Consider the following 20,876-nt stretch of genomic DNA (forward strand, 5'->3'; position numbering starts at 1 on the left):
ATTTAAGCAATAAAAAAGTGTTGGAAAATACGTATTTTCCAACACTTCGAATTTCTTTGTCTTATCTCTTTGAGAATTGTGGGCTTCTTCTTGCCTTTTTAAGACCATATTTCTTTCTTTCTTTCTTACGAGGGTCTCTTGTTAAGTAACCGGCTCTTTTTAATACAGGTCTTAATTCAGCAGAAACTTCCAATAAAGCTCTTGCAATACCATGTCTGATTGCACCGGCTTGTCCTGTAAATCCGCCACCTTTTACAGTTACATAAACGTCGAATTTACCAAGACTTTCTGTTACTTCTAAAGGTGATTTTGCAGTAACCTTTAGAGTATCATAATCAAAATATTCTTCTATATCTTTCTTATTAATAATAAATTTTCCATTTCCAGGTGTTAAGAAAACTCTAGCTACAGAAGTTTTTCTTCTTCCTGTTCCCATATATTGAGTTGCCATATTATGTTAATCTCCTTTCTATTCCTATTTACTTAATGTTAAAACTTCAGGTTGTTGTGCTTCATGGTTATGTTCCGGACCTGCATAAACCTTTAATTTTTTGAACATTTGTCTTCCTAAAGTATTCTTTGGAAGCATTCCTTTAACAGCTAATTCAATAACTTTTTCAGGTTTAGTTTGTAACATTTTTTCATAAGAAATAGCTTTTAAACCATTTGAATATCCGGTATAGTATCTATGTTCTTTTTGTTGTAATTTGTTTCCGGTTAATTTAACTTTTTCAGCATTAACAACAATAACATAATCTCCCATATCGAATGATGGTTGGAATCTAACATTTTTCTTTCCTCTTAAAATTGAAGCAACTTCAGTTGCAAGTCTTCCTAAAACAACGTCTTTTGCATCAACTACATACCATTTACGATTAACATCGCAAGGCTTTGCTACGTAACTTTTCATTTCATTCCTCCTTAATTCTTTTTACAATATTGGGTTATTTAGACATCGCTACCCAGCGATTTTGTAGGCGAGGACTTATTAATCGCAACCTCGACTGCTATGCGATCGATATTGTAAAAAGACAAGGCTTTTTAAATATCAAAGTATCCAAAAGTGATACTTGAGTATTATATCATATATATACAGAAAATACAATACTTTTATTAATTTTTTTGCATATCTCTTAAAACTTTTGAAGTTAAGTCAGGATAATTCCCGATTATTGCATCAACTCCCATTTCAATTAAATACTTCATAGCCTTTTCATCATTAACTGTCCAGGTATTTATTTCAAGACCCATCTTTTTGAATTCTTCTACCCAAGATGGCTTTTGTAAAAGCATATAATATCCGGGATGAACAGCCTCATGTTTAATCCCTCTCATATATTCAACTGTATTCATCAGTGGACTGTCAAGGAGAAGTCCTGTCTTAAAAGTAGGATCAATTTGTTTGCAAAGTTCCATTGACTCATGATTAAATGAGGATAAAATTACATCATCCTTAAGTCCAAACTCTTTTACCATTTTGATAACAGCTTCTTCAAGCCCATAGTAGAATACATAGTTATTTTTAAGCTCTAAATTTACAAAAAGTTTATTATCCTTTACAATTTGTAAAAGCTCATCTAAAAATATAATTTTTTCTCCTAAAAACTCACTTCCTTTATGTGAGCCAAATTCCATTTGCAAAAGCTCTTTTGAAGTCAAGTCCTTTATAAAGCCACTTCCATTTGAACAAGTTCTGTCAATGGTATCGTCGTGTATTATTACAAGTTTTTTATCCTTTGTCATATGAACATCAGTTTCAAAACCGTCACAATCAGAATGTTCAATAGCCTTTAAAAAGGCAATTTTTGTATTTTCAGGATATTTTCCGGAAAATCCCCTATGGGCTAAATTTAATATTTTTTTCATAATATCTCCTTAATTTAAAAACTTTTATGATTAAAGTATATCACTTTTATACAATTTACTCAATAATACACTATGTTTAATAAATAAAAAAACGGGTAGGAAATTAGGGTATGTAAATACAAAATATTTTTATTCGCTAGGGGTGCTGTTAAGCTGAGAAATACCCTTTGTACCTGATTCAGATAATACTGACGTAGGGAAGTTGAATAGTCTTTTTAATATGGACTTTCTAGTGAATATCTTAGGAGGTTTTTTTATGGAAAATTTTGGAAAATTTTTCTCAACAACAGGAGGAAAAACAACTATTATATTGTTAATTTCTTTTGCGTTTTTATTTTTCGTCTTTTATTTTAGAAGAGATGAAAAAATATTTTCTACAAAAGCACTAACCTATTCAGCCATTTTATTGGCACTTGGAATTAGTGCAAATCAAATAAAGTTTTTTAGCTTGCCACAAGGAGGAAGTATAACTTTATTTTCAATGATTTTTGTAGTTTTTATAGGTTATATGTTTGGCCTTAGAGTAGGACTTATAGCAGGTATAACTTTCGGACTTTTAAATTTATTGATAAAACCTGAAGTCTATACACCCGTTCAGGCAATTATTGACTATATTTTAGCATTTGGTTCTCTTGGACTTAGCGGATTATTCGCAAACAAAAAAGATAAATTAATACCTGCTTACCTTATAGCAATTACAGGAAGATTTATCTTTGCAGTGTTCTCCGGATATGTGTTCTTCGGTTCTTACGCTCCTAAAGGTTGGAATCCGTTGTTTTACTCAATTTGGTATAATTTTTCATATATCGGAACAGAGGGCTTTATAACTATATTATTGCTTTTAATTCCTCTTGTGAGAAATACATTGGAAAAATTAAAATCAAGTAATTTTAAAACGAATTAAAAAGGTTTGGAAATACCGAATTTTTTACTTAAACACAAAAATAGAGAGCTAAAAAACTCTCTATTTTTTATCCTCTTTTATTCATTATCTTTTTTCTTTGCAATATATGCTCCACCTATTCCCGCTAACGCAAGTAATACATAAGAAAATGCACTCTCTACATTTGTCTTCGGTAACATTCTACCTTTTTGTACTTTTACTTTAGGTTTTTGTGGTTTTAATGGCTTTAACGGTTTTTGTTGTGGTTTTTGTTGTGGCTTTGGATTTGGTTTTTGTGGTTTCACATTTTTATCTTCTTCAAATTTCCATTTACCTACTAAACGTAAATCTTCATTATCAACTTGTACCTTACCTATCACATCAAAATTTTTATCTTTTTTTGCTAACTGCCAACCTACAAATTTCCAAGTTCCATCTGTAACTTTTACATCAGCAAATTCTGGAAGTACTATATCTGTTCCGGCAACTACATCTGATTTGTTTGCAGGTTTTTTATCTAAAACTTCTTGAGGTAATTTTTTGCCATCGGTTACTGATTTAAATTCAAATGTTACATTATATTTTTTAGGTGCAGGTTTATTTTTTTCAAATATCCATTCGCCTTCTAATCTCAAATCTTCACCATTAACTGTAACTTCATTTTCTACAACTACCAAACCATTACCTTTTGGTGTCTTCCAATTTACAAATTTCCAAGTTCCGTCTGCTACTTTTACATCAGCGAATTTTGGAAGAGCAATCTTTTCTCCATTACCAACATCCGTTTTATCTACAGGTTTTAATGCCTTTACTTCATCCGGTAATTCCCTATTATTAGTTATTGACCTGAATACATAAGTAACCTTATAACCGTCAGTTAAACGTACTTTATTGATTTTTTCTTCTTTTTTAACCTTAACAGGAACAACTTTTTCAGATTTTTTAGCTCCTTCTTTTACTTTTTTTTCAATCTTAACTTCTTGTTTTTCTACTTTTTTCTCTACTTTTTCTGAATCTTTTTCAGTCTTAGCAACTTCTTTTTTGCTAACAGTTTCTGACTTTGCTTTTTCTTCCTCTGCAAAACTTACTTTCGGCAAAACGGAAATCAACATTGCAAAAGTCAAAACTCCGGAAATAAATTTTTTCATTTTTAATACCTCCTCAAAATCAAATAAATTTATTAATATTTTATTTAAAACATAATACAATATCATTGCGCCGTATTATATTATAGTTTTATTATATCATAATTCGAATAAATATGCAACTAAAAATTATGTTATTATTCAATTTATCTGAAAATGGTAATTTTACTATTAAAAATTTTAAATTTTTATACAAAAATAGCAAAAAACTATTTGTAAAAAAGTAAAAATATGAGATTTCTCCACTACACTCAGCTTCGCTTCGTTCCAGTCGAAATGATGTATAAAGAGAAATCTCTGCTTAATGGCTTGTCGTTAATAGTAAATTAACTTCAAATTATCTTTATAAATATGGTAGAAAAAATAAAAATCTACATCATAGTATTTTAAAATTATATAAAAAACAAAATACCTCACGTCATAGTGCTTTGCAAAGAGATACTCTCAATACGTCATCTCGACCGAAGTGAAACGGAGTGGAGAGATCTCACACTATTATTTGCTTGCAAATAATAGTAAGTCCTGCAAAGGACTTAAAAAAATAAAAATATTAAATATAATCACTATGTAAATTTTCTAAAGCTCCATTTAGTATGAAAATTTCATATCGATGTATCTGCGATACATTTACTTTTACTTGTTTACAAGCAAAACTATGAGATTTCCACAGTCGATTGTACTCAAATCAAAGATTTGAACAATCTTTGCATCAGACCTACTATTGCTTGTAGAAAAGTAAAAATATGAGATTTCTCCACTACACTCAGCTTCGCTTCGTTCCGGTCGAAATGACGTATAAAGAGAAACCTCCGATTAATGGCTTGTCGTTAATAGCAAATTAACTTCAAATATTATTTAAAATTTACACAAAATAATAAAGGTTGGGATTTCCCCAACCTCAAAATTTTTAATGTTTTTTCTTATATCCAACAGCTCCGGCTACTCCTAAAGCTAAGATTGAAGTTATCATATAACTCAATCCGCCTGATATATTTGTTCTTGGAAGTTTGTTTTTCTTAATTGAATTTTTACTCTTTCCAGCATCTTTTCCGGATTTATTATTGTTACTACCCGGTTTGCTATTATCATTATCAGGCTTCTTGTTATCTTCTTGCTTATCTCCATAAACTACTGCATAAACGCTGAAATGATTTGTTTTAAAAGTTATCTTTCCATTTTCATAAGTGAATGGAATTTCTTTTAATCCACCGTTTATATGATATAATTTTTCTACCTTTAATTTTACTTTAATTGTAACGGTAACTTCGCCTCTTGGTTGAGTTTCTCCGTTATTTGCATCTTTCAAATTTATATCATAAGCATCATATTCTTTTCCGACTAATTCACTTGGATTTACTCCCTTTGTTAAGACTTTCCAATCTTTATTCAAAGTATTAGTATCTCCTGTTACAACTATTGAACCGTCTTCATTTTTCAGTTCAACTTTTTCAACTTTTGGAAGATTTGGTTTGTCTTTTAGATTATTTATTGAAGCTGTCAATTCTTCTTCTGCCTTATTAACTTCCTCTTGTGTTGCATCGGCTTTTGCCAAAATTTCTTCAGCCTTTTTCAGAACTTTATTCATTACCTCTATTGATTCTTCAGTTTTGCCCTTTGTTGTTTCAGGGACTTTTGCTTTTTCAACTGCTTTTTGTAAAGCTTCTTTATTGACTTCCGGCTTTGTTTCATCTAATTCCAACTCAACATTGACAACCATAGCACTGAATGTTCCACTGTTTCCGGTATTGTAAATATATTTAAAACCTTTTGGATTATTTGAACTTATATTTAAAATTCCAGTATTTTTGTCATAAGAAAGATTTGTATCTTTTTCATCAACTTTAACCTTATCTAAATTTTCTTTTCCTACAATTTTACTCATATCAATTTTAGTAAGATTATTTGTTTTATATTTTACTCTTTGGATTGAATCGAAATATGAATAATCTTTTTTAAATTCAACAGTTGATAAATCAATAGTAGTCAATCTGTTTCCATGAATATTCAATCCGGATAATAATAAATTTTTAAGTTTTAATTCAGATAATTTGTTTTCTTTAAGATAAATTGCCGTTAGCTTCTTATTATTGCTTAAATCAATTTCTGTAAGACCCATATCATCTTCTTTATTATTATCTAAAGATAAAGATAAAAGTTCTGTATTTTTAGAAAGATCCAACTTCTTCAAATTATGTCTTTCAAGTTTAAGTTCAGTAAGATTTACAAGTGGCGTAATATCAATATTTTTTAACTTTTCTTTTTGATCTGACAAATCAAGGTGTTTAAGAGAAGTTAATTTTGTAAAATCTAATCCATTTGTAAAATTATTTCCCTTTAAATCTAACCATTCAATCTTATTTGTAAGATTAAATTTAATTTCTTTAAGATTGTTGTCATTTGCTTTTATTGATTTCAAATGTTCTAAAACACTAACATCTAAAGTTTCAATCCCAACTTTATTTATATCTAAATATTCAAGTTTTTTGAATGTAGAGAAATTAAAGTTATTGTGTTTTTTTCCTTTTACTTCTAAAATATTTACATTAATTAATTTTTCAACACCTGTTACATCAACATTTTCTGAAATCATTAACTTTTTGATATATTCCACAAAAAGTCCTAATTGTCAATTAGTAATACTACTAAAAGATTGTATTTAAAACATTATAAAATTTTGTATTATTTTTTTATATTTTTCACTCATTTTTTATAATTTTCACAAAAAAAGATTGAGCTTTTTACTTCTCAATCTTTTCAACATCAAATATTTAATTTTGTAAGAATTTATTTCTTATTCTTTTTTTTATATCTGATTTTTATTGCACCAAGTGCTCCTGTTGATAATCCTAACAGTACTGTATATAATGCTGTATTAACTGCATATCCTGTTTTTGGTATTACCGGTCTTGGCTTTAATGGTGTCGGATTCGTTGTCTCATTTGTATCGTAATTGTTGTTTCCTTCAACTACATTCGCCTTATTTAAAATCTTTTCGCCGTTTACATTGTCATTTACTTTTACTTTGAATGTAACTTCAAATGTTTCTCCATCTGCTACTTTTTCTTTAGTCCAAGTAATCTCTCCATCCTTGTAAACTCCACCATTATCTGCAGAACCTTCTACATAAGTTGTATGTTCAGGTATCTTGTCCTTAATCACAACTTTTTGTTCTTTTCCTGTTGTATTTTTGTAAGTAACTTTATAAAGTAATTCTTGTCCTGCTTTTACTTCGTTTCCATCAATACTTACTTTGTTATCTTGACTATCAAAAACATCTTTCACCGGCTTTGTAGGTGTCGGATTCGTTGTTTCGTTTGTGTCGTAATTGTTGTTTCCTTCAACTACATTCGCCTTATTTAAAATCTTTTCGCCGTTTACATTGTCATTTACTTTTACTTTAAATGTAACTTCAAATGTTTCTCCATCTGCTACTTTTTCTTTAGTCCAAGTAATTTCTCCATCTTTGTAAACTCCACCATTATCTGCAGAACCTTCTACATAAGTTGTATGTTCAGGTATCTTGTCCTTTATTACAACTTTTTGTTCTTTTCCTGTTGTATTTTTGTAAGTAACTTTATAAAGTAATTCTTGTCCTGCTTTTACTTCGTTTCCATCAATACTTACTTTGTTATCTTGACTGTCAAAGACATCTTTTACAGGTTTTGTAGGTGTCGGATTCGTTGTTTCGTTTGTGTCGTAATTGTTGTTTCCTTCAACTACATTCGCCTTATTTAAAATCTTTTCGCCGTTTACATTGTCATTTACTTTTACTTTAAATGTAACTTCAAATGTTTCTCCATCTGCTACTTTTTCTTTAGTCCAAGTAATCTCTCCATCCTTGTAAACTCCACCATTATCTGCAGAACCTTCTACATAAGTTGTATGTTCAGGTATCTTGTCCTTAATTACAACTTTTTGTTCTTTTCCTGTTGTATTCTTGTAAGTAACTTTATAAAGTAATTCTTGTCCTGTTTTTACTTCATTTCCGTCTATACTTACTTTATCATCGCTAGGACTGAATACATCTTTCTTAGGTTTTGTTGATGTTGGATTTGTTGTCTCGTTTGTATCGTAATTGTTGTTTCCTTCAACTACATTCGCCTTATTTAAAATCTTTTCGCCGTTTACATTATCGTTTACTTTTACCTTGAACGTAACTTCAAATGTTTCTCCATCTGCTACTTTTTCTTTAGTCCAAGTGATTTCTCCATCTTTGTAAACTCCACCATTATCTGCAGAACCTTCTACATAAGTTGTATGTTCAGGTATCTTGTCCTTTATTACAACCTTTTGGTCTTTTCCTGTTGTATTCTTGTAAGTTACTTTGTAAAGTAGTTCTTGTCCTGCTTTTACTTCATTTCCATCAATACTTACTTTGTTATCTTGACTGTCAAAAACATCTTTTACAGGTTTTGTAGGTGTCGGATTTGTTGTTTCGTTTGTGTCAAACTTGTTATTTCCATCTACTACATTTGCTTTGTTAAGAATCTTTTCGCCGTTTACATTGTCGTTTACTTTTACTTTAAATGTAACTTCAAATGTTTCTCCATCTGCTACTTTTTCTTTAGTCCAAGTAATTTCTCCATCTTTGTAAACTCCATCATTATCTGCAGAACCTTCTACATAAGTTGTATGTTCAGGTATCTTGTCCTTTATTACAACCTTTTGGTCTTTGCCTGTAGTATTTTTGTAAGTAACTTTGTAAAGTAGTTCTTGTCCCGCTTTTACTTCGTTCCCGTCAATACTTATCCTGTCATCTCTAAATAACTGACTTGGAGCTATATCATCTTGACTATCAAAAACATCTTTCACCGGCTTTGTAGGTGTCGGATTCGTTGTTTCATTTGTATCGTAATTGTTGTTTCCTTCAACTACATTTGCTTTATTTAGTATCTTTTCGCCGTTTACATTATCGTTTACTTTTAGTTTAAATGTAACTTCAAATGTTTCTCCATCTGCTACTTTTTCTTTAGTCCAAGTGATTTCTCCATCTTTGTAAACTCCACCATTATCTGCAGAACCTTCTACATAAGTTGTATATTCAGGTATCTTGTCCTTTATTACAACCTTTTGGTTTTTTCCTGTTGTGTTCTTGTAAGTTACTTTGTAAAGCAATTCTTGTCCTGCTTTTACTTCATTTCCGTCTATACTTACTTTATCATCGCTAGGACTGAATACATCTTTCTTAGGTTTTGTTGATGTTGGATTTGTTGTTTCGTTTGTGTCAAACTTGTTATTTCCATCAACTACATTTGCTTTGTTTAGTATCTTTTGACCATTTACATCGTCATTTACTTTTACTTTAAAGCTAACTGTTACAGAATCTCCATTTTCTACTTCCTTAACCCACTTAATAGTTCCGCCATTTTCTATTCCATCATTATCTGCAGAAATAAATGTTGTATGTTCCGGAATCTTATCAGTTATTGTTACAGTTTGCTTTGTTCCTGTTGTGTTTTTATAAGTAATTTTGTAAAGTAGTTCTTGTCCTGCTTTTACTTCGTTTCCATCGATACTTATTTTATCATTTTGACTATCAAAAACATCTTTTTTAGGTTTTGTTGATGTTGGATTTGTTGTTTCATTTGTATCAAATTTGTTGTTTCCATCAACTACATTTGCTTTATTTAATATCTTTTCGCCGTTTACATCGTCATTTACTTTTACCTTAAATGTAACTTCGAATATTTCTCCGTCGGCTACTTTTTCTTTAGTCCAAGTGATTTCACCGTCTTTGTAAACGCCTTTGTTGCTAGCTGATCCTTTTACATAAGTTGTATGTTCAGGTATCTTATCCTTTATTACAACCTTTTGGTCTTTTCCTGTTGTATTTTTGTAAGTTACTTTGTAAAGTAGTTCTTGTCCTGCTTTTACTTCGTTTCCATCGATACTTATTTTATCATTTTGACTATCAAAAACATCTTTTTTAGGTTTTGTTGATGTTGGATTTGTTGTTTCGTTTGTATCAAACTTGTTATTTCCATCAACTACATTCGCTTTGTTTAGTATCTTTTGACCATTTACATCGTCATTTACTTTTACTTTAAAGCTAACTGTTATAGAGTCTCCATTTTCTACTTCTTTAACCCATTTAATAGTTCCGCTATTTTCTGTTCCGTCATTATCTGCAGAAACAAATGTTGTATGTTCCGGAATCTTATCAGTTATTGTTACAGTTTGCTTTGTTCCTGTTGTATTCTTGTAAGTTACTTTGTAAAGCAATTCTTGTCCTGCTTTTACTTCATTTCCATCGATACTTACTTTATCATTCTTACTGTCAAATACTTCTTTTTTAGGTTTTGTAGGTGTTGGATTATGAGTTTCATTTGTATCTGAATCATTAAATCCATCTTTAACATGAGATATATTGTCAATTGGTTTGCCATTTACGTCATCATCAACTTTTACTTTAAAACTAACAGTTATAGAGTTACCATTTTCTACTTCTTTAACCCATTTAACAGTACCGCCATTTTCTGTTCCGTCATTATCTGCAGAAACGAATTTTGTATACTGCGGAATTTTGTCAGTTATAGTTACGGTTTGTTTAGTTCCGGTAGTATTTTTATAAGTGATTTCATAGCGCAATTCTTGTCCTGCTTCTACAATCTTACCGTCAATACTTGTAATATCACTACCTTTAAAAACATCTTTTTTCGGTTCAGTCGGTGTATAAACCTTAACAGGTTTTGATTCCACATTATAAACATTATTTATACTAACTGTAAATTTATTTTCGTATTTTGTTCCTTCTTTTGTTACTTTTCCTGTGATTTTAGGTGATGGAACTTTTGCATTTTTTGTAAGATCATTATTTATTTTTTCTAATAAACTCGTCTTTGCTGTGAATTTAAGAAGTCCGGTTTCCTTAGTATATTCTACATCATAATCGGAATTCTTTGCTTTTGTTCCATCTAAGTCTAATTCATAACCTTTAGGTAATGTATCAGTAAATACTAAGGATTCTATCTTTTCGTGTCCCTTTGGAAAATCAGATGTATTTAATTCAAAGTTTACTACTGATCCTGTTTTTACCGTACTATTGTCTATATCTTTATTATTTTCATTAAGCGCTTTCTTTTCTACTTGTGATTTTACATAAAATACACTGTGATGATAAGTTATTTTTGTTTCCGGCTTTTGCGGTTCTTCCGGTGGTGTAGGTTTAACCGGCTTATTAGGTTCCTTTGCTTTTATTTCAGGAATACCAATAGCACGAACTTTTCCGTTTAATGAATACCATATATTAGGCTTTTTACCATCTTTATTGTCTTTACCTGGAACAGTTATACCATAATCTGGAGGATCTAAAATTTTTGAAACCGAAGCTGCACCTAATGTAATTTGATTATTTTTACCTTGTAATCTAACTACACCAGCCCCATACCATGAGTTCGGTGCGTCTGCTGTATCCCAACCTGAACCGGGTTCACTATCACGTTTATACATAGTATGTTTACAACCGCCTTCACCTTGCTTGAAGTTCAAGCTTTCAGTCGCATAAATCAAATTACGAGCTTTATCCTCACCTACTGTTGAACCGGTAATTTTTACAAATTGTCCTGCCTTATAATCTTTGGCAAGCTCTATGGAATTATATTCACGGTTAAGAGATGCAACTGACATCAGTGCATCTTGAAATTCAACTTCTTTTCCGTCTTGATCATAAAATGTAAATTCATTTTTAACAAAAATTGAGGTATCTTTTTCATCTTCTCCCGTATATGCAGATGCAAACACTCCAAGTGTCGGATCTGTAAATATACCCAACCACGCCTTACCGTTTTTAAAAGCTGAATCACTTGTTACGGTATATTTAAATACTATTTTGGAAATCTTTTTACCGTTGTAATAAGTCTTTTTAAGATTTGTATATGTAGCTGTTACGCTTTGCCCTTTTTGTAATAGAACTGTTGCCCATTTTACAGTACCATTTTCACTGACATTAGTTTTCCATGAAGCTTTATCGTCGAAATTTCCATATAATTCCATCTTATTTGTAGTACTTCCTGCAATGTCTAACTCTTTAATACTCATATTATCCAATTGTAATAACTTATCGGCATATTGTTTTGTCTTACTAAATGCATTATCCACAGCATTTTTAGACATATACTTTCCTTGATTAGCGGATAGAGTTAGTTCTGCATCCGGTTCTGAATCATATACAAGAGTCTTAGCATATGGAGAAGACAAGTATCCTTCCTCATCTTTGTGTTTCTTATACTCCTTAATCTTCTCTTCCATTTCCTTTTTTTCTTTTTCATATTGCTTTTTAAACTCTTCGTACTCTTTTAAGTATTTTGCATAATCTTCATTATATTTAGCCAAGTCCTTGTCATACTTTTCTTTTTCTTTATCATATTTAGCTTTTTTGGCATTATAATCGTCCATTTTGACTTTTGCTGCTTTAATTTTTTGAACTTGAGCCTTATAGTCAGCGTTAATTTCAGCCAACTTTGCATCAGCTTCTGCATTTGAATTTACAGAACCCTTATCTTGTTTTGAATCTTCTGTAATGTCAAGCCCGGAAGCCTTGCCGTCTTTTACAGCTTTATCCAATTCAGTACTATCTGCATTGACTTCTATCCCTTTAACAGGGTCCGCTGCTTTAACTTGAGATGCAATCGGTATAATCAATGCAAAAACAGTCAACATTGATATAATCTTATTAATGATTTCTTTTTTCTTCACTTTCTCGTTCTCCTTCCATAAGTAATAAATTTTCAATAAAAAAATCTTATATATATTTAATTATAATTCCTGCTCAATACCCCAATTAATCTTATGATTAAATATATATAATTTTATTCATAAAGTAAAAAATCATTTTTATTATACCATATTTGGCATTTAATGTCTACTCTAACCCTTAACAAAAGTTTGAATTAATTTCAATTATCAATATATATGTTATATTTATAAAAAACAACTTGATCTGACTCAATTAATTAATAATTATAAAGAAATTTGATTTAAAATTACAAAAAACGAAATTTCAGCTATTTTAAAAAGAATTTTTTGCTCACAATAAAAAAGGTTAAAGAATACATTTTAAAATTTATTCTCTAACCTCAATTGCTGAATCTATTAACTACAATAATGAAAAATCTTCCATATTCCAAATCTCTGTCGCTATATCTGTATAAAAGTCTTTTTCGTGAGAGATTAAAAAGATTCCTCCCTTGTATTCTTTTAAGGCTCTTTTTAATTCTTCCTTTGACTCCGGATCAAGATGGTTTGTAGGTTCGTCAAGCATTAGGATATTTGTCTTTTCGTTTAAAATCTTACAAAGTCTTACCTTTGCTTGTTCTCCACCACTTAAAACCTTCATCTGTGATTCTATATGCACAGTTGTAAGTGAACATTTTGCAAGGGCGGCACGGATTTTAAATTGTTCCCAACTTGGAAATTTCTCCCACATCTCATCAATTGGTGTATTGTTATTTTCGTAATGCTCTTCTTGTTTAAAATAACCTATGGCTAAGTTTTGACCGAAAGAAACAGAACCTGAAATAGCTTTAATATTTCCAAGAATTGTATTTACAAGAGTTGTCTTACCCAGCCCGTTTGCTCCGACAATGGCAATTCTATCTCCTCTTTCCATACGAAGATTTAATGGCTTACTTATCGGCTTATCATAACCTATTACCAAATCTTCAGTTTCAAAAATTAATCTACTTGTAGAAGGCGCTGTTTCAAAATAAAATTCAGGCTTTGGTTTTTCTCTTACAAGTTCAATCTTTTCCATTTTATCAAGTTTTTTCTGTCTTGACATTGCCATATTTCTAGTAGCAACTCTAGCCTTATTTCTTTGCACGAAGTCCTCAAGCTCTTGAATTTCCTGTTGTTGTTTTTTATAAGCCGCTTCAATTTGTCTTTGTTTCAACTCTTTCAGTCTTAAAAACTCGTCATAATCTCCAACATATCTATTTACTTCACAATTTTCAACATGGTAAATCAAATTAATTACAGAATTTAAAAATGAAATATCATGAGAAATTAAAATAAAGGCATTTTCATAATTTTGTAAATATCTTCTAAGCCAATTTATATGCTCTTCGTCCAAGTAGTTAGTAGGCTCATCAAGAAGCAAAATATCAGGCTTTTCTAAAAGCAATTTTGCAAGTAAAATCTTTGAACGTTGTCCACCTGAAAGGTCAAAAGCGGGTCTATCAAGCCATTCTTTAATTCCCATATTATGAGCAATTTCATCAATCTTGGAATCAATCATATAAAAATCATTCGTTTCAAGTAATTCTTGAAGCTCCGCCGCATCAAGCATAATATTGTCAAGTTCTTGCCCTGATAATTCACCCATTTTCATATAAATATCATTTAATTCACTTTCAACTTCAAAAAGATATGAAAAGGCTGATTTTAAAACATCACGAACAGTCATATCCGTACCAATCACAGAATGTTGGTCAAGATATCCTATTCTTACTCTCTTTGCCCATTCGATACTTCCCTCTTCAGCTTCAAGTTTTCCCGTAACCAAATTTAAAAAGGTACTCTTACCCTCACCATTCGGTCCAACAAGTCCTATATGTTCACCTTTTAAAAGTCTAAAATTTACATCTTTAAGTATTTGACGACCACCAAAACTGTGGCTCAAATTTTTTACAGTTAAAATACTCATTTCTTCTCCTTTTAGTATAGCTCTACATATTTTACCATATTTTTCAATTTAAGTAAAAATTTTAAAGACTGATTTAAAAGGACATATATTTCAACACAAAAAAGCCGTCATTTCTGACGGCAATTTAATCTTTTATTAAGTATTTAATTATCTGATTTTGAAAATCTATTAAATATAATCTTTTATTATAAAAAATGGATAATATACATGTAAATATACAATAGATAAATCATTAGTATTTCAATTGTTTTAATATAATTTTATGAACAGCATCTAGTGTAAATACATATGAACAAATTGAAAAAATCATTACCATAATAATCAATAAATAAACTGATTCAAATTGCTTTGTTTTAGCGATAAATTTACAAATTAATTGTATCGGCTGTTCCTTTTTTCTATCAATATAAACACTTATTACACGCAAAAATAACACATATGGTATCATCTGTTGAACTACTCCTAAAAACACTCCTAGAAGTTTATATGCTGATATAATCATATTTTTATCTGTTATTACTGCACTCATTGTTACAGACATTTCTTTTACATTATATCCGTAATACAATGTCAGAATAGAAACAACTACTGAAACAATAATAAATTTAACCGTAACGTTTTGAACTTTTCTACTAACAGATATAACAAATAGAAATATAATAGATATTAACAAAGGTATAATAGCAAACCATTTTAAGAACAAAGAAATATAATCTACATATTTTATGAATAAACTAACCGCTATGGAAATCCCAAACAAAAATAAAATTATTAATCCTAAAATATCACTATCACTCGAATTTCCATTCCCTACATTCGCCTCTCTCCTTTTTGAGGTGTAATGATAATCTGGAGATTTAATAAAAACAGTTTTAGGAGATATTTCTATTTTTGTATTAAATAGTTTAAGCACGATTTCTTTTATTTTTGAATTTAAAAATTTAACTTTATTAACAATTCTAGTTAAAAGTAAAAATAAAAATGATATTATTAGACCACTAATAATATTTTCAGGTATACTTTTAATCAATCCTTGTAACCAATTTATAATTGTATCTGGCATATTCATTACTATCCAACTTAAACATTTTCAAATATCATATCTAATAATTTATATCCTAATGCAGTGACTCTAAATTTTTCGATTCCTCCATTAGAATGAATTGGTATCTCACCTACAAACATTCCTGGAGTTTCATGATGAAATCCCTCACAACAATACAACCTAAACAAATTAAGCATTGCCAATTCATACTCTTCTTCAGATAAGTGAAGATGTTCCTTAACCATCTTGCCATTTATAAACATATTTTTATTACTTCTCACTTCATTTGTGTCTATACTATTATTTATTGTTGATAAAATAATTATTTCATTTTTAGAAAGATTTTTTAATATTTCTATAAACACCATACCAATATCTGAACGTTTTTCAGCATATTGCCAACCAAATAGAAGATTTGCCCACAATTCTTGCATATCATCGTCTTCTTCCATAAAGGCATTATCTAATATTTCAAATAGAAATTTAGGTGGCAAGGGTGTTTCTTTTCCATGGGTACTTCTTTTGTTCTTCTTATCATTGTACTTGTCCAAAAACTTTACTGCATTATTCCATCTGTAGTAATTAAGTTTATCCAACAAAACATCTCCAATTTTTGCAACAACTCTATTATTACTGTTCTGGATTTTAAGTTTTCCTTCAATCGAACCACTTTTAATTCCAAATTCATAAAATTTATCTTTATCTTGCATATATCTTTACCTCCTATAAAATTTAATTCATCTATTGTTTTTCTAATTATCTACAATGATAATAAAATGTTATTATTGTCAAATTCTTCTCCTTTGTATGTTCTAGCTCTACATATTTTACCATATTTTTCAATTTAAGTAAAAATTTAAACAACTGATTTAAAAGGACATATATTTAAACAAAAAAGCCGTCATTTCTGACGGCAATTTAATCTTTTATTAAAGTCTTTTAAGCATCTGATCTTGAAAATCCGTTTTTCATTTCACAACTTGCTGTGAAAAGTGTCTTATCAAGTAAATCATTTGTTTGGTCTTTTACAAAATCTGTTATCTCATCATTTGCTTTTTCTAAAAATTCGTGAACATTCTTTATCTTTGATTTGTTTTTCAAAAATTCTTTATCATATTTATTCAAGAATGTACGACATTTTGATTGAACTGCATTTTGATATCTTTCAACATGAGAAGCAGTTGATGGAAAATGCGCATCGCAAAGTGCTCCGATAATACGATTTATCCAATAGAAATTATCTGTTGAAGGAGTAAGAGTTGTATTTTCCAAATATTCAGGTGTTTTTGTAATATTTGCATAATAAGGAACTATTGCATTAAATACATTTGAACCGAAGGATAGCCACTCAATACTTCTAATTTCTTCAGGCATATAAGGTCTTATTTGAACTAGAGCCAAAACATCATTACGATTTATCCCTATAGGTCTAAATTTACCCTTTTGTGATAAATCTCCATTCTTTAGATATGGGTCATAAAGAGTTCCTTGATAGTGATTAGACATAATATATTTAACATCTTCTATTGTAATCTTCTTTTCAGGAATCATGCACCAAGGAAGATTATCACTATGTGGCTTAAACTCAGCATCTTCACCATCCCAATCAAAAGTATTTGGATTGAAATATCTTAGTATTACCCAAGCACGAGGTGTGTTGTAAGTATGATCCGCATCGGAATGACTTCCAAAAGCAACTCTCGGATTAAAAGGTTCTTTATAGTCTTCATCTTCATCATAGTCAAAACCTTCTTCAAAATCATCAAGAAGTTTTTCAAGAGACATATCAGTAGATAGGTCAAGGAAATTTTCTTCAACAAATTCTTTCAAATCTGATGAACACATAAATTCTTCTTTTGCTCCATAAGCATCTTCAAAATCAAAATGATCAAGTCCGAATTGATTTGGCATTACAACATAAACCTCGTCAGGAACTCTTCTTGCTATCCAGTGATGACCGCCGATTGTTTCAAACCACCAAATAGAATCAACATCTTGAAAAGCAATTCCGTTACTTTCATAAGTTCCATATTTTTCTATTAATGCACCAAGTCTTTCAACACCTTCTTTAGCACTATTTATATAAGGAAGAGTAATTACAACAAAATCTTCTTCACCTATTCCACCTTTTTTTATAATGCCCGGTTCAAATTCTACTAAAGGATCTGCTCCCAAAACTCTTTCGTTTGTAGTAATAGTTTCTGTTGCAGTCATTGAAACATTTTTTTCATTAACACCACAAGCTCCCCAAACTCCACGCCATTTTTTTACATTTGGAAGACAAGTATAACGCATAGGATTTTTAGGCAATTCAATTTCACAATCTGTACGAACAGATTTATAATGAATTGGTTGATCTTTAGGCTCAACAACGATAAATTTTTTTGATTTAAACATTCCTGCTGATGAATCTTCGATACGGGCAACCAAAGTTGAACCGTCATAACTTGCTTTTTTACCTATAAGAATTGTAGTACACATAACAAACCTCCTTAAATACATTTATGAATAATAATTATTATTACGTACATATATATTATACATTAAATTTATAGAAAAGTAAAAATATTTTTGTTGTTTCGTAAAAAAGCTTAACCCTTTCTTGTATTCAAAATTATGGATATAATGAAAAACAAAATGTTTCACGTCACTGCACCTTGCAATGAAAAGCTCCCAACACGCCATCTCGACTATTTGTTTGTTTACAAGCAATAGTATTTCCGAAAGAAATCTAAACAAGATTTATTATGTATCTACGATACATTTACTTTTGCTTGTTTACAAGCAAAACTATGAGATCTTTCGACTTCGTTACACTTCGCTTAAGATGACGTATAAAGAGAATAACTCTCGTCCAATAGCCAGACGTTAACAGTAAATAAACTTCAATAAAATTTAAAAATTGTATATTATAAAGAAATAACTCACGTCATAGAACTTTGAAATTAAATACCCCTAACACGTCATCTCGACCGAAACGAAGCGTAGCTGAGTGCAGTGAATCTAGCTCTAACTTTGTTTACTCGTAAACAAAAGTAGGTCTGACGAAGTTATTGTATCATTTGATACAATAACTCTGGAGATCTCATAAAGTTCTATTATCATAAATGAACTTCACATATATATAAAACTAAATACTTCACGTCAGAATCTTTTGCAATGAAATGCTCCTAACACGTCATCTCGACCGAAACGAAGCTTAGCTGAGTGCAGTGAATCTAGCTCTAACTTTGTTTACTTGTAAACAAAAATAGGTCTGACGAGGTTATTGTATCATTTGATATAATAACTCTGGAAAACTCATAAAGTTCTATTATCATAAATAAATTTCATATATTATTAAAAATTATATACAAAACTAAATACTTCACGTCAAAATCTTTTTCAATGAAATGCCCCTAACACGTCATCTCGACCGGAGTGAATCTAGCCCTAACTTTGTTTATTTGTAAACAAAAGTAGGTCTGACGGGGTTATTGTATCATTTGATACAATAACTCTGGAGATCTCACACTATTATTTGCTTGCAAATAATAGTAAGTCCTGCAAAGGACTTATATAAAAACTATGTAATTATATACTAACAGTACGAAAATTTTTTAAGTTCTTTTTGCAAATGAAGTTTTTGTTGTATGTATCTTCGATACATTTACTTTTGCTAAAGCAAAAGTATGAGATTTCTCCATTTCGCTAACGCTACAGTCGAAATGACGTATAAAGAGAATAACTCTCGTCCAATAGCCAGACGTTAACAGTAAATAAACTTCAAATTATCTTTATAAATATAGTAGAAAAAAATTTTAAACTCAATATATTTCACAACAAAAAAACAATTAACGGTAACTCTCCATTAGTTGTTTTTTATAATATAAAACTATTTACTTTTTAATAATCTGTTGACTTCCTTTTGTACTTCCTCATAATTGTATCCTGCATTTTCGAGCCTTGCACGTCTTAATTCACCATTGCCCCAGTTTCCTTGAATTACTTCTTTTGCAACTTCTCTTATCGCTTTTTCATTTATAAAAGCTCTGTAATCGACCCAGCCCTTTAATTCTTTTACATAATAGTAACTTCCCCATTTTCTAGTTAAAGTTACTTCTTCTGCTTGATGATTTTGTGTCGTTCCAATCATACTCTTATCTTCACAAAACCAAGGCAAACTATCGATTGAATAATAGCCTTTAATCTTGCTCTTTATATCCAAAAGCTCCATATATTCTCCTTCATCTTGAAATTCTTTTAATCTATAGACAAAATAATGTGGTCTGCCTGCATAAACCCAGAGTTTATCGTGATTATCCACAGAAATTCCATTTGCAGAATAATTACAGTGAATAATTCTATTTTCGTCAATGAAAATTCCGGTATGTCCAAAACTTGAACTATTATTTTCCTTTTTTCCCCAGATAAAAATATCTCCTCTTTTGGCATTCCAAGGAAGATTGTCCGTAATCTTTTCAAAACCGTTCTCTGTAAGCCATGAATGTTCGTGTTTTGTATCAATAGTCCAACCATTACTTTTTGCACCTGCACTCCTAAGTGCATAATATACGGAAGATGAGCAATCATAACTGGAAGATCCATTCCTATTTTGCATGGAATAAGAAACCTTGCTTTTTCTGTTTTCAAACCACTTTATAGCCTTTTCAATATCTATCATAAAAACTCCTATTTAAGTTTAACAACTAATTCATTTATAGCCTTTGTAAGTTCGTCAATCTTCTTTTCAAACCTAAGCAATAAAAACACGGACAGCACAACAGGAAAGCCTACATTTGAAATACTTGAAATTATATTTTCCATTTTTACCTCCTATCTTTAGCAAAAAAAAGACCCAAAGGTCTTTTTCCACTAGATTACTGTTATTTCTTCATAGCTTGTTGAAATAATATTGGCCTTTTTAATTCCTGTAACTTTTAAATTATCTTTAGCCAAAACTGACTTATAATCAAAAGTTTTTATAATATCAGCTGCTTCATCAGCTGACATATTTTTAATATTTGAAATTGTAAATGCCATATTTTTCCCATCTTCTAATATTAGAGTCATACTCAATGTCTTTTTCATACTTTACCTCCTATTCTAAAGTTGTTTCTACGACTTTAATTGTTTCTTTTTTTGTACCGTCAATAAATTTTTCAACGAATTCTCCTAATTTCTTTAAATTTTCATCAGAAGTTTCACTTTGAACGTTTTTAACAGTCACACTTCTCTTTTTAGAATTAGCAAGATTAAAACTAACCTTTAAATACTTTTTAGCCATATCTTTTCTCCTTTTTATTTATTTTGTAA

General features: G+C 30.1%; 15 protein-coding genes and 1 riboswitch. Of the genes, 1 reads left to right on the forward strand and 14 read right to left on the reverse strand.

What is annotated here, in order from left to right:
- Positions 1 to 61: 61 nt before the first annotated feature.
- The 3 genes from rpsI to VJI94_RS06935 all read right to left on the reverse strand — a co-directional run bounded on the left by rpsI (position 62) and on the right by VJI94_RS06935 (position 1,866).
- Positions 62 to 451, reverse strand: coding sequence for a 30S ribosomal protein S9 (rpsI, locus tag VJI94_RS06925; RefSeq protein WP_029949910.1), 390 nt, complete (start codon positions 449 to 451; stop codon positions 62 to 64).
- Between the two features lie 24 nt (positions 452 to 475).
- Positions 476 to 910, reverse strand: coding sequence for a 50S ribosomal protein L13 (gene rplM, locus VJI94_RS06930; protein WP_004832402.1), 435 nt, complete (start codon positions 908 to 910; stop codon positions 476 to 478).
- 203 nt (positions 911 to 1,113) lie between these two features.
- Positions 1,114 to 1,866: a glycerophosphodiester phosphodiesterase gene (locus VJI94_RS06935; protein WP_324008815.1), complete on the reverse strand. Its 753-nt coding sequence runs from the start codon at positions 1,864 to 1,866 to the stop codon at positions 1,114 to 1,116.
- Between the two features lie 128 nt (positions 1,867 to 1,994).
- Positions 1,995 to 2,083, forward strand: a riboswitch (TPP riboswitch).
- Between the two features lie 39 nt (positions 2,084 to 2,122).
- Between VJI94_RS06935 and thiT the strand changes: the two genes are divergently transcribed.
- Positions 2,123 to 2,770: an energy-coupled thiamine transporter ThiT gene (gene thiT, locus VJI94_RS06940; protein WP_004832404.1), complete on the forward strand. Its 648-nt coding sequence runs from the start codon at positions 2,123 to 2,125 to the stop codon at positions 2,768 to 2,770.
- A 77-nt stretch (positions 2,771 to 2,847) separates the two neighbouring features.
- Here the strand turns inward: thiT and VJI94_RS06945 are convergent, their stop codons facing one another.
- From VJI94_RS06945 to VJI94_RS06995, 11 genes are all read right to left on the reverse strand, one after another.
- Positions 2,848 to 3,897, reverse strand: coding sequence for an SHIRT domain-containing protein (locus VJI94_RS06945; RefSeq protein WP_324008816.1), 1,050 nt, complete (start codon positions 3,895 to 3,897; stop codon positions 2,848 to 2,850).
- A 904-nt stretch (positions 3,898 to 4,801) separates the two neighbouring features.
- Positions 4,802 to 6,484 carry a hypothetical protein gene (locus VJI94_RS06950; RefSeq protein WP_324008817.1) on the reverse strand — a complete coding sequence of 561 codons (1,683 nt, stop codon included), beginning with the start codon at positions 6,482 to 6,484 and terminating at the stop codon, positions 4,802 to 4,804.
- Between the two features lie 194 nt (positions 6,485 to 6,678).
- Complete coding sequence (locus VJI94_RS06955) at positions 6,679 to 12,588, reverse strand: GbpC/Spa domain-containing protein (protein WP_324008818.1); 5,910 nt, start codon at positions 12,586 to 12,588, stop codon at positions 6,679 to 6,681.
- 400 nt (positions 12,589 to 12,988) lie between these two features.
- Positions 12,989 to 14,536 (reverse strand): ABC-F family ATP-binding cassette domain-containing protein, encoded by a 1,548-nt coding sequence (locus VJI94_RS06960; RefSeq protein WP_324008819.1) that lies wholly within the window; start codon positions 14,534 to 14,536, stop codon positions 12,989 to 12,991.
- A 232-nt stretch (positions 14,537 to 14,768) separates the two neighbouring features.
- Positions 14,769 to 15,605, reverse strand: a complete 837-nt coding sequence (locus VJI94_RS06965; protein ID WP_281703838.1) for a hypothetical protein — start codon at positions 15,603 to 15,605, stop codon at positions 14,769 to 14,771.
- Positions 15,606 to 15,616: 11 nt separating this feature from the next.
- Positions 15,617 to 16,291 (reverse strand): Abi-alpha family protein, encoded by a 675-nt coding sequence (locus VJI94_RS06970; RefSeq protein ID WP_324008820.1) that lies wholly within the window; start codon positions 16,289 to 16,291, stop codon positions 15,617 to 15,619.
- Positions 16,292 to 16,520: 229 nt separating this feature from the next.
- A complete protein-coding gene (locus VJI94_RS06975; RefSeq protein WP_324008821.1) occupies positions 16,521 to 18,062 on the reverse strand; it encodes a C69 family dipeptidase in 1,542 nt (513 codons plus the stop codon).
- Positions 18,063 to 19,455: 1,393 nt separating this feature from the next.
- A complete protein-coding gene (locus tag VJI94_RS06980; protein ID WP_324008822.1) occupies positions 19,456 to 20,244 on the reverse strand; it encodes a peptidoglycan amidohydrolase family protein in 789 nt (262 codons plus the stop codon).
- A gap of 8 nt (positions 20,245 to 20,252) precedes the next feature.
- A complete protein-coding gene (locus tag VJI94_RS06985; RefSeq protein ID WP_004832412.1) occupies positions 20,253 to 20,387 on the reverse strand; it encodes a YvrJ family protein in 135 nt (44 codons plus the stop codon).
- A gap of 48 nt (positions 20,388 to 20,435) precedes the next feature.
- The gene (locus VJI94_RS06990; RefSeq protein ID WP_004832413.1) at positions 20,436 to 20,651 is read right to left on the reverse strand and encodes a hypothetical protein; all 216 of its coding nucleotides are present in this window, start codon (positions 20,649 to 20,651) and stop codon (positions 20,436 to 20,438) included.
- Positions 20,652 to 20,661: 10 nt separating this feature from the next.
- Complete coding sequence (locus VJI94_RS06995) at positions 20,662 to 20,847, reverse strand: hypothetical protein (protein WP_004832414.1); 186 nt, start codon at positions 20,845 to 20,847, stop codon at positions 20,662 to 20,664.
- Positions 20,848 to 20,876: the final 29 nt, after the last annotated feature.

It is taken from the genome of Parvimonas sp. D9, assembly GCF_035282565.1.
Lineage (GTDB): Bacteria > Bacillota > Clostridia > Tissierellales > Peptoniphilaceae > Parvimonas > Parvimonas micra.